This is a genomic window from Neisseria sp. Ec49-e6-T10, assembly GCF_051132615.1.
GTDB lineage: Bacteria > Pseudomonadota > Gammaproteobacteria > Burkholderiales > Neisseriaceae.
On the sequence record NZ_CP152375.1, the window covers coordinates 2,454,468 to 2,468,351 of the forward strand.

At 37.1% G+C, this 13,884-nt stretch carries 11 protein-coding genes; 2 read left to right on the plus strand and 9 right to left on the minus strand.

What is annotated here, in order from left to right; genetic code table 11:
- Positions 1–11 precede the first annotated feature (11 nt).
- From lysS to AADH04_RS12230, 5 genes are all read right to left on the minus strand, one after another.
- A complete protein-coding gene (gene lysS, locus AADH04_RS12210; RefSeq protein ID WP_434777549.1) occupies positions 12–1,514 on the minus strand; it encodes a lysine--tRNA ligase in 1,503 nt (500 codons plus the stop codon).
- 130 nt (positions 1,515–1,644) lie between these two features.
- Positions 1,645–3,105, minus strand: coding sequence for an NAD(P)H-hydrate dehydratase (locus AADH04_RS12215; RefSeq protein ID WP_434777550.1), 1,461 nt, complete (start codon positions 3,103–3,105; stop codon positions 1,645–1,647).
- A gap of 24 nt (positions 3,106–3,129) precedes the next feature.
- Positions 3,130–3,999, minus strand: coding sequence for a prephenate dehydrogenase (locus tag AADH04_RS12220; RefSeq protein WP_434777551.1), 870 nt, complete (start codon positions 3,997–3,999; stop codon positions 3,130–3,132).
- Positions 4,000–4,023: 24 nt separating this feature from the next.
- Positions 4,024–4,812: a 3'-5' exonuclease gene (locus AADH04_RS12225; RefSeq protein WP_434779848.1), complete on the minus strand. Its 789-nt coding sequence runs from the start codon at positions 4,810–4,812 to the stop codon at positions 4,024–4,026.
- A gap of 208 nt (positions 4,813–5,020) precedes the next feature.
- Positions 5,021–5,932 carry a LysR substrate-binding domain-containing protein gene (locus tag AADH04_RS12230; protein WP_434777552.1) on the minus strand — a complete coding sequence of 304 codons (912 nt, stop codon included), beginning with the start codon at positions 5,930–5,932 and terminating at the stop codon, positions 5,021–5,023.
- A gap of 101 nt (positions 5,933–6,033) precedes the next feature.
- Between AADH04_RS12230 and AADH04_RS12235 the strand changes: the two genes are divergently transcribed.
- The gene (locus AADH04_RS12235; RefSeq protein WP_434777553.1) at positions 6,034–7,053 is read left to right on the plus strand and encodes a YeiH family protein; all 1,020 of its coding nucleotides are present in this window, start codon (positions 6,034–6,036) and stop codon (positions 7,051–7,053) included.
- Positions 7,054–7,059: 6 nt separating this feature from the next.
- On the opposite strand, the gene ribD is transcribed toward AADH04_RS12235, so the two are convergent.
- The 4 genes from ribD to AADH04_RS12255 all read right to left on the minus strand — a co-directional run bounded on the left by ribD (position 7,060) and on the right by AADH04_RS12255 (position 10,237).
- Positions 7,060–8,130: a bifunctional diaminohydroxyphosphoribosylaminopyrimidine deaminase/5-amino-6-(5-phosphoribosylamino)uracil reductase RibD gene (ribD, locus tag AADH04_RS12240; protein WP_434777554.1), complete on the minus strand. Its 1,071-nt coding sequence runs from the start codon at positions 8,128–8,130 to the stop codon at positions 7,060–7,062.
- Positions 8,131–8,329: 199 nt separating this feature from the next.
- Positions 8,330–8,914: a hypothetical protein gene (locus AADH04_RS12245; protein WP_434777555.1), complete on the minus strand. Its 585-nt coding sequence runs from the start codon at positions 8,912–8,914 to the stop codon at positions 8,330–8,332.
- A 130-nt stretch (positions 8,915–9,044) separates the two neighbouring features.
- Positions 9,045–9,581 carry a hypothetical protein gene (locus AADH04_RS12250; RefSeq protein WP_434777556.1) on the minus strand — a complete coding sequence of 179 codons (537 nt, stop codon included), beginning with the start codon at positions 9,579–9,581 and terminating at the stop codon, positions 9,045–9,047.
- A 59-nt stretch (positions 9,582–9,640) separates the two neighbouring features.
- The gene (locus tag AADH04_RS12255) at positions 9,641–10,237 is read right to left on the minus strand and encodes a hypothetical protein (RefSeq protein ID WP_434777557.1); all 597 of its coding nucleotides are present in this window, start codon (positions 10,235–10,237) and stop codon (positions 9,641–9,643) included.
- Between the two features lie 167 nt (positions 10,238–10,404).
- On the opposite strand from AADH04_RS12255, the gene mfd reads away from it, so the two are divergent.
- Positions 10,405–13,809 (plus strand): transcription-repair coupling factor, encoded by a 3,405-nt coding sequence (gene mfd, locus AADH04_RS12260; protein ID WP_434777558.1) that lies wholly within the window; start codon positions 10,405–10,407, stop codon positions 13,807–13,809.
- Positions 13,810–13,884 lie beyond the last annotated feature (75 nt).

Here is a 13,884-nt window from a genome sequence, read left to right on the forward strand (position 1 = left end):
GATATTTTAACTTATTCTGGTCTCATATGAGGGAATAAAATAACATCTCGAATAGTAGGTGAATTGGTTAACAGCATCACTAAACGATCGATACCAATCCCACAACCACCAGTAGGGGGCATACCGTATTCCATCGCACGAATATAATCAGCATCAAAATGCATGGCTTCATCATCTCCTGCATCTTTTTGTTGAACTTGCGCTTGAAAACGTGCCGCTTGGTCTTCTGGATCATTTAACTCTGAATAGCCATTGGCTAATTCTCTACCCACAACGAATAGCTCAAAGCGTTCAGTCAATCCTTCTTTACTGTCGGATGCTCTTGCTAAAGGAGATACCTCAATAGGGTAATCAACAATAAATGTTGGGTTCCATAGTTTGGTTTCGGCACATTCTTCGAATAATGCCAATTGTAAACTGCCTAATCCCTTACTTGGTGGCAGTTTCCCGCCCAATTTTTTAATTTCATGAGTTAACCATTCTTCGTTATGTAAATCACTCAGTTGATATTGAGGATTGTATTTTTGAATGGCTTCAATAATGGTTAACTGTTCAAATGGCTTACCCAAATCAACTTCCTTATCGTTGTAGATAATGGTTGTTGTCCCACAAACTTCTTGAGCACAAGTGCGGATAATTCCTTCAGCCATTTGCATCATGCGATTGTAATCGCTATAGGCTTCATAAAACTCAATCATGGTGAATTCTGGATTATGGCGAGTACTGACACCTTCATTTCTAAAACTACGATTGACTTCAAATACGCGTTCTAAACCACCAACAATCAGTCTTTTTAGATACAGTTCGGGTGCAATTCTTAAAAATAAAGGCATATCCAAAGCATTATGATGCGTTTGAAATGGCTTGGCTGTGGCACCACCAGGAATAGGATGCATCATAGGTGTTTCTACTTCAAGATAGTGCTCATTAACCATATAGTTGCGTACAGTTTGAATGATATTGCTGCGCTTGATGAACGTATCACGCGTATGTTCATTCATAATCAGGTCAGCATAGCGTTGACGATAACGTTGTTCTTGATCAGATAGGCCATGATGTTTATCAGGTAAAGGGCGAATGGATTTAGTCAATAAACGCAATTGTGTCACTTTAATAGACAATTCACCTTTATTTGTTTTAAATACAGTGCCTTCAGCTGCGATAATATCACCCAAATCCCAGTGTTTAAACTCTTCATGCGTTTGTTCACCCACACCTTGATTATTGATATACAGTTGAATTTGTCCTGTAATATCCTGTAGTGTGGCGAAACTTGCTTTGCCCATTTCTCGTTTGAGCATCATACGTCCAGCAACTTTGACGTGAATGGCTTTTTGTTCTAGGGTTTCTTTATCGAATTGTTCATATTGCTCATGTAACTCTTTTGCGAAAGCATCGCGACGAAAGTCGTTAGGATAAGCGATTTGTGTTTGACGAATATTATTAAGTTTACCGCGACGTAGGCTGATAATCTGGTTTTCGTCTTCTGGTAAATGGGTTTGCGTATCGCTCATAGTGATTCCTGATTTATTGTCTTAAGATAGATTAATTTAAGTTAAGGGCGTTATTCTAGTTGAAATTGCTGTATTTTTCACTAAAAAACGCCTATTGTTTATTTATTGTATTCAATTTTTTAAAACAGCATTAGTTTTCTTGCTCAATCAGCTTATTTAAATAATGCTTAATAATTTCTATGGTTTTTGATGCACTTAATCCAATTTGGCCTTTTTTGCGTGCATAATGTTCTCCGGCTAAACCATGCACATAAGCTGAAATTGAAGCTGCTTCAAAAGCATCCAAACCTTGTCCTAAAAGTGCTGCACAAATGCCGGTTAAAACATCACCTTGTCCGCCAGAAGCAAGAGTTGCACTGCCAGAAGTATTCACTCTATAAAAACCATCAGGTCGAGCAATAATACTGCCACACCCTTTTAAAATAACTGTTGCATTAAATTTGTGTGCAAGCTGTTGTGCGGCTTTAACCCTATTTGCTTGAATCAGAGAAGTACTGGTTTTTAACAGTCTGGCTGCTTCTGTGGGGTGGGGTGTGAGAATGATTTCTGTGTTGTTTTGTTCTGTAAAATAATCTTCCAGATCATGATTTTGTGAAATTAAATTAAGGGCATCGGCATCCAGTACTTTTTTTATGGGTAAACCGAGTGCTTTTTCCAAACAGGCTTTGGCACGATCTTGCACAGACAGCCCCGGGCCAATTGCCATCACTTGGATGTCTTGTTCTAAAATATGTTCTGCTGTTGAAAACATAAGTTCAGGCGCGATAGGGTCAACTTGGTAGTCACCCAGTGTGCCAACATAAACTTTACCTGCACCGCAATATAAACTTGTACGAGCACATAAGATTGCTGCACCCAGCATACTTTTGGCGCCGCCAATAACGCCTATGCTGCCAAAGGTGCCTTTATGGCAATTAGCCACTCTTTTCAGTTGGCTGGCTTCTTGGCTTGGCGCAATTGTGCCACTGGATTCCGGAATGATGGCGTTGGGTATATTCAATGCTGCAACAAAAACTTTACCACTTTGATCGACACCTTCATTTGTGTGAAGGCCGGGTTTGGCACAAATGAAGGTTAATGTTGTATGGGCTTTAACAGCAGCACCATAAATGATGCCCCGATAAGCATCTAATCCAGACGGTGTATCAATTGCCAGAACATCAATACCACAGCGGTTAATTTGATTGATTCTGTCTTGCCAGTTTTGATCCAGATTACGGTTTAAGCCTATACCAAAAAAGCCGTCCACAATGAGGTCAGGCAGTTCAGGCAGTTGATTAAACTGTTCAATGACGGGTAAATTTAATTGTTTACATTCATTAAAGGCTTGGATACTTTCATCGGTTTTAGGTGTTTCGGGTACCCATAAAGTAACTTTAATATTATGTTGTGCTAAAAGCTTTGCACAACATAATGCGTCCCCACCATTATTTCCTGTGCCCACAGCCATTAATACATGCGCTTTGGGGTAATAATGTGTGATCCAGTTAAAAATAACCTGCGCTGCTTGTGCCATTAGATTGATGTTCTTATTGACAGCTAAATGTTCTAATTGACGTAAACGAGGTAGGGTAAAAATATCACTAAACATAATCATGTGCCTTGTAAATTCATGCTATTTATTGGTGAGCCATTGGTCTCTGGACTGCTTTGCTTGAGCAAAATAGTCAAATAAAGCTTTTTTATCTGCTTGTTTTAAATAGTGGCTGATTTGATTTAACTCTTGCTGATTTTGTTCAATTAAATCAATTAAAATATCCTGATTGGCAAGACATATATCTGTCCAGACAGAAGGGTCACTAGATGCAATGCGTGTAAAATCTTGAAAACCTGTCCCAGCAAAAAATAAGTTTTGATCCGCACTATGTTGATTGATGATTTGATGAATAAACGCAAAAGACAATAAATGGGGCAGGTGGCTAACACTGGCAAAAACCTGATCATGTTCTTGAGGTGTAAGCACAAATGTTGTGGCACCAATGCTTTGCCAAAGTGTATTGATTAAATGAAACGCTTCTTCATTTTGAGCTTCATGTGGACAAAGTATGACTTTTTTGTCTTTGAATAAACCAAACTGGGCAGAAATAGCGCCACTTCTATCTGAGCCTGCAATAGGGTGTGTCGCAATATAGTGATGAAAATGTTCTGGTAAATGAGTTTTGAATGCCGCAATCACTTCTCGTTTGGTGCTGCCAACATCAGTGATAATGGTGCCTGTTTTTAATAAAGGGTTTAACTGTTGTAAAATAGGAGCAAATTGCCCGATAGGGGTTGCCATTAGAATAAGGTCAGCATTGGCAATATAATCTTGCGCCAATGTGGTTGAACCTGTATCAATAACGTTGCGTTCAATTGCACGTTCCAAGTTGTCTGGATTAATGTCAATACCATGAACATGTTGTAATTGCCCTGATCTTTTTAAGTCTAGAGCAAAGGAACCACCTATTAAACCAACACCAATTAGAACGAGGTTTTCTAGCTTCATGAATATACTCTGTTTTACCATGTATCAGTGCCAAGCAGCACAAAATTCTTGCCAATGTAAAGCTTCTTGTTGATTTAAATAATCTTTGATTCTTTTTATTTCCAATTGATATTCATCTGCGTTTAAGTGACCTCGAATCAGCTCAAAGCGTAAAAACATTAGGTAAGTGTTGGCCGCATCTGTTTCACAATAATCACGGATTTCTTTGAGTTTGCCATCATGATATGCTTGCCAGACTTTGCTGCCATCCATGCCTAATTTACCGGGGAAACCACATAATTTGGCCATATCATCTAACGGAACATTGGCTCGTGGCTGATATAAGGCCAGTAAATCCATAAGATCAAGATGACGATTGTGATAGCGGCTGATGTAATTATTCCATTTAAAATCACGGCTATCGTTATAGTCTCCTTCGCCTGTATCCCAATAACGAGGAGCGGCAACTCCATGAATCATAGAGCGATAATGTAAAACAGGTAAATCAAAACCACCACCATTCCAACTAACCAATTGTGGAGTGTAGCGTTCAATAAGCTCGTAGAATTTGGCAATCATGCTTTCTTCATCGTCCCCTAATTGCCCAATTGTGTTGACATGTACTTTGTCTTGTCCCCATCGTAATACGCAAGAAATGGCAACAACTTGATGTAAATGGTGTTGAATGAAATCGTTTCCTACTTGGGCTCGTCGTTTTTGCAAGGCAAAGTCAACAACATGAGTATCAGGAATATCGCTATCCAAATCATAAAGTGTACGGATACCTGTTATATCAGGAATGGTTTCAATATCGAAAGCTAAGGTGGCGTTCATTTTAATAAATGAGGTCATGATAATGATAATAGCCCAATAGTATCATTGATTGTGGTTGTTTTGTTTTTAAATAGACAGCAAACTAGGTGAAAAAGGTATTTATAAATAAAATTAAAATAATTTGTTGTAAAAAATAATATTGAACCAAATAGTACAGTCAGCTAATGGTATTTTTTGAAAATATCTACTTTTTCATATAGGATCTTAGTTAATTGATTGTCTCATGTGTATGTAATAGATCATGAAACGCTTGCATTAATGGCGATAAAGGTCTATTTTTTAAGCTAAAAATATAAAGAGGACGAGTCAATAAATGGCTTTGTTTCATGGTAATGGTCTTGAGCTGATCTAAAATTTTCAGTTCATGTATGACTTTTTTCGGAAGTATTGAGACACCAAGCCCTGCACTAACAGAGCGAGCAATCATTTCATTACTGCCAAGTTCAATAAATTGATGTGGTTGGATGTCTAATGTTTTGAGCATTTCTAAGGTGACATCATGGGTGCCAGAACCAGCTTCCCTTATTAGCCAAGTAAGTTGGTTTAATTGGTCTACATTAATTTCTTTTGCCAAGTTTAATGTAGAAAAAGAGGCGGCTACAATTTCTAACGTTTCATGACGCCATACATCTATTTGAATCCGAGTATCCTTCACGAGACCTTCAACCAAAGCAAAATCTATTTCACCATCAATAAGCTTTTGAGTGATTGTTTGTGTATTGCCTACTTTAACGCACAATTCAATTTTAGGGTACTGTTGTAAGAATATGGATAAGTAAGCAGGTAACCAATAGCCTGCTAAAGTTGTACTGGCGCCAATAGAAAGTTTGCCTTTTTTTATTTGAAGGCGAGCTTGCATTTCATCAACGGTTATTCGTTCTAAAGAAAAAATGGCTCGTGCATGTTCAAAAAGAGCTTTTCCATCTTCCGTTAATTGAACACCTTTTTCCTCTTTTTTTAAGCGTTTTTGCCTATTGATCAGGGGTAAACCAAGCTGGTCTTCTAATGTTTGTACAGATTTTGATACCGCAGGTTGACTGATGAATAATTTTTTTGCTGCGTTAGAAAAGTTTTTTTCTAACGCAACTGTATAGAATATTTTCAATAAATGTAAATTCATAACTTGAGGTTATCTAACTATAAAAAATATGTATTTTATTTATATTATTCATTGTTACATAATTTTGCAAAATAATAAACGAAACGAGTGGCAAAAATAATATGAAAAATATCATGGTGAATATAAAAGAAAGCAAAAATGGGTGGCTTGGGATTGTTTTGGTTTTTGTTATTGCATTATTGAGTAAGGAATTAGCTCAAATAAAATTTTTCCAACAATTTGGTCTTGGTGCACTTTCTTGTGCCATTATTATTGGCATCATGATAGGTAATACCATTTTTTCCAAAATTGCTTCTCACACAGAAAGAGGGGTTGATTATACAAAAAATACCTTATTAAGACTTGGTATTATTTTATATGGTTTTCAAATTACCTTTCAGCAGATTATAGACATGAGATGGTTCGCGATTATGCTGGCTGTATCCATGATTATTCTAACCTATGTGTTTACAGTTCAAATAGGGACTAAAGTTTTAAAATTAGATAAAGAAATTGTGCGCCTGATTGCAGCAGGCAGTTCTATTTGTGGTGCTGCTGCTATTATGGCAACAGAGCCAATTATTCGTGCTCAAGCGCATAAAGTATCTATTGCGGTAGCGACAGTTGTGGTTTTTGGTACTTTATCTATGTTTGCCTATCCTTTATTGCTGCCCTTATTTCATAGTGATCAAATATACGGTATTTTCACAGGGGCAACGATTCATGAAGTTGCTCAGGTAGTCGTTGCAGGGAAAAATGTCAGTGAAACAGCTGCTGCTGCCGCAATTATTGAAAAAATGATTAGGGTGATGATGTTGGCACCATTTTTGTTTGTGTTGTCTTTTTCGTTAAAGACAACACAAAAAGAACATCATCAAACTGCACAGATAACGATTCCTTGGTTTGCTATTTTATTTGTTGTAGTCAGTGGCTTGAATTCTTTGCATATCATCCCCCCAAAAATTGTTCATGTTATTTTACAAATTGACACTATTATTCTTTCTATGGCGATGGCTGCTTTAGGTCTAAGAACCCATATTTATGCTATTAAACAGGCTGGTTTAAAACCCCTTGTTCTTGGCGGCATCACTTGGTTTTTCTTAATGATTGTTGGGTTTTTTCTGTGTTATTTTATTTTTTAAGCAAGTTCAATTTTTTGGGTGTAGATAGAGGCAAATATCATTCTCTATTGTATTGACTTGAGTGATTTGCCATTGCGAGGCACTGATTAAATTGGTGAGCTCTTGTTGATATGAAAATGCCCCTTGAGCGTGTGAACCAAGTATTTTTGGGGCTTGGAACCAAACAATTTCATCAATCAGTTGCGCCTGTAAAAGCGCACTGTTTAGGGTTTGCCCAGCTTCAACCATGAGCTCTCCTATTTCTAAATCAGCTAATTTTTCCATCAAAAATAGTAGATCGATATGATTTTGTTTGAGTGGTACTTTAATCATTTGTACGCCTTGATCTAAATAAGGCTGGTGTTTGGTTTGATCAAGTACTGATGTGGCAATAAAAGTTTGTCCGCCGTTTTGTTGAACAATATGGCTATCCAATGGTGTGCGTAAATGTGTATCGACGACAATTCTTTTTGGTTGTCGTAAAGTATGAAAAGCACGTACATTTAGTGTTGGATTATCTTTTAATACCGTACCCACACCTGTCAAAATAGCACAGGATTTTGCCCGTAAATGCTGCACAGCTAAACGAGAAGCTTCTGATGTGATCCATTGGCTTTGCCCATTATTTAATGCAGTTTTTCCATCTAAACTGGTGGCACATTTTAATTGGACAAAAGGGCGGTTTCTTTCTATTCGTGAGAAAAACCCACGATTAAGTATTCTTGCTGACTCTTCCAGTAAACCATGTTTGACAGTGATACCTGCTTGAGTCAGTAAGGCTTTACCTTTTCCAGCAACCAAAGGGTTAGGGTCAAGAGTGGCAATAATGACTTCTTTTACTTTTGCTTCAATGAGTGCTAACGCACATGGAGGCGTACGACCATAATGGCTGCAAGGCTCAAGTGTGACATAGGCGGTTGCATTTGTCGCTAAAGGCCCAGCTTGTCTGAGAGCATGTACTTCAGCGTGTGCAGAGCCTGCTATAACATGAAACCCTTCACCGACAACTTGCTCAGCCTGTGTAATGACACAACCTACTCGTGGATTAGGAGAAGTACTGTTTAGACCTTTTTTTGCCAGATCTAACGCCTGTTGCATGAAAAACTGATTGGTGGAGGTAAACATATTGGATGAAATTAGTTAGCTGACAAAATATAGAGCCACTATTTTTTAAAAAGGAAGGCTCAATTTGGGCTTTATTGTACCACTTTTCTTAATGAAAAAAGTGTTTATTCTTGTCAATAAAAATACCCAAGTAATGTTTACCTGGGTATTTTGAAAAGAAGAGTAGATATGTTTACTTAACTTGAAAGCTTTCGATCATGGTATTTAATCTAGCTTTATCCCCAGTATTCTGAGAAGCCACACATACTGTTAGTAGTTTATCTGTTACTGCCATACGACAGGTTTCATAGGCAGTAATACCACCAACACTGTTTTCCATAGAGTACATCATTTGATTGTCTGTACCTTCTACTTTACTTGCTTGGGCATTTTTTACAGAAGGCATACTTTTGGTTTGCACATCCATTTGTTTGATTAGGTCATCAATTGGTGGCATTTTTGCACCAGCAGGAAACTCAAAGGAAATACCATAGACCATATCGCCTGTTTTCTCATCTCCCGCTAACTGTAACATGGTCACTTTATCTACAGGTGTACCAGGTAAACGAAGAGCAGCAATTTGTGCTTTATCTGCAATTTTGTCTTTGAAGTCACCATTGAGTGAAATTGAGTAAGCGCCATCTGATGAGGTCACAACGTTTGCACTTGGTGCTGTTGTATTAGTGCCCGCTGCTGGAGATTTTGCTTCATCATTACATGCTGCTAATAAACCAATACTGATTAAAGAAACAGCAAATAATTTTAATGAGTTATTCATTTTTTTCCTTAAATATATAAATAATGAAATAGAGGTTCATTGATTATAAAGATTGAGGTACAACAGGGCAAGATAAAGCTGAAAATATTTACTTAACATGGTTTGTTTGTGTATGTATCAAGATATGATGTTATTTTTGCAAATGGTCAGGCTGTTTTTTTATGGTCACTTTTATGTTTTTGATTAATTGAGCTGCATCCTTATTACTTTTCGCATTTTGTAAACGAGCACAAATATTGATTATATGTGATTTGGTTAAAGTTAATAGGCAACTTTCATGAGTTGAGATTTTGCCTAAACGATTGGTTGCGGTAAATTGAAGTTGAGATTTTTTTGGATTTGTTTGAATAGAGTATTCTAAGATGGCAGGATTGTTTTTTAATTCTTTTTCGATTATTTTGGTTAAATGAATGATGCTCGTTGTTTCATCTACAGACTGACTAAGGGGTAAACTTAAACCATATATTAATTGTTTATTTTGCTCTTTACTCAATAATAAAGTCACTAATTGAGCATTCGTTTGAGGTAATTCTTGGTCAACAATAGTTTGAGCAGTTTGCGTATAATCAGTAAATTGACTGTCTGAGACAGATACAGAATACAAACCATCACGAGAGAAATATGTTTGCTCTTTAGAACAACCAAAAAATAGGATACAGGTGATCAATAGACCCCATATCCTATTCTGATGAACAATACTTTGCCAGTTAAGGCACATAACTTAAATTATTGTTGGGCGGTTGTTTGAACCGTTATTTTTTCTAGGTATCCATTTAAAGTGGCTATATCCCCAGATCCAATGGCACATACAGCGTAATCTGTAGTTAAAGCGCAGGCTTCATTTGTGGCATTTTCTGTTTCTGTTGCTTTATGAGTAAAATGATAAGCCAGTTTTTTCGCCGGGTATGCTTCATCATTGATCACAGAAACGTTAACAGATTCAATAGTAGGGTCATTGTTTAAATTTTGTTGTAGTGTCTCTTTTGCCTGATTAATGTCTTTATTTACCCCTTTTGTTTTGACAGCAAAAAGCAAAGTGTCTGTATTTTGCTGTAGCAACACAATATTTTGAGTATCAACTTGACCAAGTGGCTTTGTTGCTAAAAACTCAGTATCGTCAAGTTTATTATTAAAACCATTATCTGATATTTCAAGAGTCAGTTTGCCATCATTACTGTTCAGTTTTACAGCTTCTAGTACAGGTGTGTTTGTTTCTGATGCAGTTTCTATATTATTGTTTGTCGTTGGTGCATCTGGTTTACAGGCTGTTAAAATCACTAAGGTGCTGAACAACAACCCATAAGATAAAGAAGATTTTTTCATTAAAATTAACTCCATACCATAAAATTATAATGGTCAGTTGTGTGTATATAAATGTATAAACAAATTAAACGGGCTTATTTTACTGGAAATCCAAATTATTGAACAGTGCTTTGGATATAAGGTCAATCGGGCTTATAATACGGTTTTATCTTTATAAATCATTTTGTATGTTGCAATCTGTATTCAAACAATTAAAACCCATGAGTAGAACAGAGCTTCCTATCATTTCAGAAGGGGTAGACGCTTATTTTTTATCTAAAAATTTTGAAAAAAATCAAAAATACTTGATTTTAACCGAAAATGCTAAACAAGCTCTGCGTTTAAAAGATGAATTACAGTTTTATTTGCCTCAATATCAGATTTCATATTTTCCAGATTGGGAAATATTACCGTATGATCAATTTTCTCCTCAGCAAGATCTAATCAGTGAACGTTTGGCTGTTCTATGGCAAACAAAACAACAGCAAATTGATGTGTTGATTGTACCTATTACAACAGCAATGCAAAAAGTCGCACCTGTTGAGTTTGTTTTAAGTCGGACATTTTGGCTTAAATGTGCTCAAAAACTTAATATCGATCGTTTAAGACAAGATTTGGTTTTTGCTGGTTACCAACATGTGACACAAGTTGTTGCAGCAGGGGAGTTTTCAATTAGGGGCAGTTTGATTGATTTGTTTCCAACAGGCAGTGCCATCCCTTATCGTTTGGATTTATTTGATGAAGAAATAGAGAGCATCAAAGCGTTTGATGTTGATACACAAAGAACTTTATATCCTGTTTCTGAAATCAAATTAATGCCTGCCCATGAATTTCCTACTGATGAAGAAGCGCAAACTGTATTTCGGCAAAAATTCAGAGAATATATTGAATCAGATCCGACCAAAGCTAAAGTATATCAAGATGTCAGTAATGGGCTTTTTGGTGCTGGGGTAGAGTATTATTTGCCCTTCTTCTTTGAGCAGATGGCCACTATTTTTGATTATATTGATCCACAAACGATTATTATTGAACACAATAAAATAGCACATGCCGCTCAAACATTTATCTTAGATGTTCGTTCGCGTTATCAAATGGCTACAGGTAATCCATTATATCCACCTGTTAAGCCAGAACTATTATATCTTAATGATCAAGATTTATTTATCACCTTAAAAAATTATTGTCGTGTCGTTTTGCCCATTGGTTCTTTACCTGAAAACCAATTACCTGATTTAGCGGTAGAAAGACGGGTTGATAACCCTTTAGTAAAATTAGCACAATTTTGTGCCACTTTTACAGGAAAAATATTATTAACGGCAGATAGTTTAGGCCGTAGAGAAACGATGGCTCAATTCCTTACGGAGCATCAGTTAAAACCAAAACTAGTAGAGTCATGGCAAGCTTTTCTTGAGGATAAAAAATCTCTGCTTTCTTTAGTCGTTGCACCACTTGAAAAAGGATTTTTATTACCAGAAGAACATACAGCATTTATTAGTGAGGCTGATTTATACCAGCATGTGGTGCGCTTAAGAAAAGCACGTAAAAAACACTCTGGGCAAAGTGACAGTTTATTACGCGATTTGGCAGAGATAAAAATAGGTGACCCCGTTGTCCATGAAGAACATGGTATTGGCCGTTATCAAGGTTTAGAAACCATGGACTTAGGTGAGGGTAATACAGAATTAATGCGCTTAGAATATGCAGATGATGCTGTTTTGTACGTACCTGTTTCACAATTACATTTGATTAGCCGCTATGCTGGGCAAGCGCATGATGATATACATTTACATCGACTAGGTAGCCCTGCATGGGAAAAAGTAAAGAAAAAAGCGGCACAAAAAGCTCATGATACTGCGGCAGAATTACTCAATCTTTATGCTCAACGCGCGGCTCAAAAAGGATTTCAATACTCCTTAAATGAAGTGGATTACCATACTTTTGCTGCTGGGTTTGAATATGAAGAAACGCCTGATCAGGCAAATGCCATTACCGCTGTTATTGAAGACTTGTGTTCTGAAAAACCGATGGATCGTTTGGTGTGTGGTGATGTTGGTTTTGGTAAAACAGAAGTGGCTTTACGAGCGGCTTTTGTGGCTGTTATGGCAGGCAAACAAGTGGCCATATTGGCGCCAACTACTTTATTGGTTGAGCAGCATTTCCAAACTTTTTCAGATCGTTTTGCTGATTTTCCCGTTAAAATTGCAGAGCTTTCTCGTTTTAATAGTGGCAAACAAACAAAAGCGGCTCTAGCAGGTTTAGTGGATGGTACTGTAGATATTGTTGTTGGTACGCATAAGCTGGTGCAACCTGATATTGTTTTTCAGAATCTTGGCTTAGTGATTATTGATGAAGAGCACCGTTTTGGGGTGCGTCAGAAAGAACAGTTAAAACAACTACGTGCCAATGTTGATGTGCTCACTTTAACAGCAACGCCGATTCCACGAACATTATCAATGGCTTTAGAAGGATTAAGAGATTTTTCTATTATCGCCACAGCGCCAAACAGACGATTATCGGTTAAAACATTTGTCACGCCTTATAACCGAGGTTCTATTCGTGAAGCAATTTTGCGGGAGTTAAAGCGTGGTGGTCAGGTATTTTTCTTGCATAATGAAGTAGATACCATTGAAAATATGAAAGAGCGTTTACAGGAGTTAATGCCTGAAGCGCGTATTGGTGTGGCACATGGACAATTAAAGTCTCGAGAGTTAGAAGCTATTATGCGAGATTTTATGCAGCAAAGATTTAACGTATTATTGTGCTCAACCATTATAGAAACAGGTATTGATATTCCAAATGCCAATACGATTATTATTAATAGGGCAGACAAATTTGGTTTGGCACAGTTACACCAGTTAAGAGGGCGAGTAGGCAGGTCTCATCATCAGGCTTATGCATATTTGTTGACACCAGATGGCATTACAAAAGATGCGCAAAAACGTCTTGAAGCGATTCAAATGGCAGAAGAGCTTGGGGCAGGGTTTTATTTGGCGATGCAGGACTTAGAAATAAGAGGCGCTGGTGAAGTGTTGGGTGAAGGGCAGTCTGGTGAAATGATCCAAGTTGGGTTTTCTTTATACACTGAAATGCTTAAGCAAGCTGTAAGAGATTTAAAAAATGGTCGTATTCCTGATACCAATGCACCACTAGGGGTCAATACCGAAATCAAATTACATAGTCCTGCTTTATTACCTGAAGAGTATTGTCCAGATATTCATGAACGTTTGGTTTTGTATAAACGATTAGCCGCTTGTGAAAACAATCAAGAGTTAGGGCAAATTTATGAAGAATTAGTAGACCGTTTCGGATTACCGCCACAGCCAGTCAAAACACTTATTGAAAGCCATAAGATGAGGTTACAAGCAAAGGCTCTGGGAATAGAACAAATTGATGCCAGTGCGGGTAGTATTTCTTTGACTTTTGGTAAACAGCATGAAATTGACCCAGTACAAATTATTCAATTGATTCAGAATAATAAAAACTATCGTTTAGTTGGCGGTGAGAAACTTCGGGTAACCATTGATGCAGAAGATATTGAGGCAAGAATTAATCAGGTATATCAAGTGATTAAGGAATTGTCCTATAAAAAATAATCTGGTTTTGTTTTTTTTCAGAATCATTGGCTATTCTTTTGTTTCTTCTTGGTAATAATTATGTTATCGTATATT